At 62.6% G+C, this 693-nt stretch carries 2 rRNA genes; both read left to right on the top strand.

Annotated elements, in window-relative coordinates:
* A 23S ribosomal RNA gene (locus ACFCXS_RS38530) occupies positions 1–73 on the top strand; the annotation flags it as partial.
* A 105-nt stretch (positions 74–178) separates the two neighbouring features.
* A 5S ribosomal RNA gene (gene rrf / locus ACFCXS_RS38525) occupies positions 179–295 on the top strand.
* Positions 296–693 lie beyond the last annotated feature (398 nt).

Genomic DNA, 693 nt, shown 5'->3' with positions numbered 1-693 from the left:
GTTGATAGGCCGGATATGGAAGCACGGTAACGTGTGGAGTTGACCGGTACTAATAGGCCGAGGGCTTGTCCTCAGTTGCTCGCGTCCACTGTGTTAGTTCTGAGACAACGAACAGTTGTCGGCTTTGAGCTGAACTCACAATTGAAGAGTGTGCTTGTTCGCTCGAAACCATTAGGGTTTCGGTGGTTATAGCGTAGGGGAAACGCCCGGTTACATTTCGAACCCGGAAGCTAAGCCTTACAGCGCCGATGGTACTGCAGGGGGGACCCTGTGGGAGAGTAGGACGCCGCCGAACAATCTTTGGAAAGGACCCTTGGTCCCAGCGTTCAGCTGGGACCAAGGGTCCTTTTTGTTTTTGCAGTGCGCGCTGGGCACCCGGCTGCGCGAGAATGACTTGCGGTACCGAAGACAGGAGTCACCATGTCCACCAACTCTCCCGACGACCGACCGGAGCGCGACCAGCGGCGACGGGAGGGGGACCGGAGCGACCGGAACGACCGCGGCGGTCAGCGCGGGGGCCGCGGAGACCGTGGAGGCTTCCGCCGCGACAACGACCGTGGCGGCAACGACCGCGGAGGATACGGGCGTCGTGAAGGCGACCGTGGCGACCGTGGTGAGCGTCGCGACGACCGCGGTGAGCGTGGCGGCTTCCGGCGTGACGACAACCGTGGCGGTGGCTTCGGCCGGCGTGAC

The sequence above is a fragment of the Streptomyces sp. NPDC056373 genome, from assembly GCF_042262425.1.
Classification (GTDB): Bacteria; Actinomycetota; Actinomycetes; order Streptomycetales; family Streptomycetaceae; genus Streptomyces.
The sequence above is the reverse complement of the archived record's forward strand: the minus strand, read 5'-3'. Positions and strand labels throughout refer to the sequence as shown.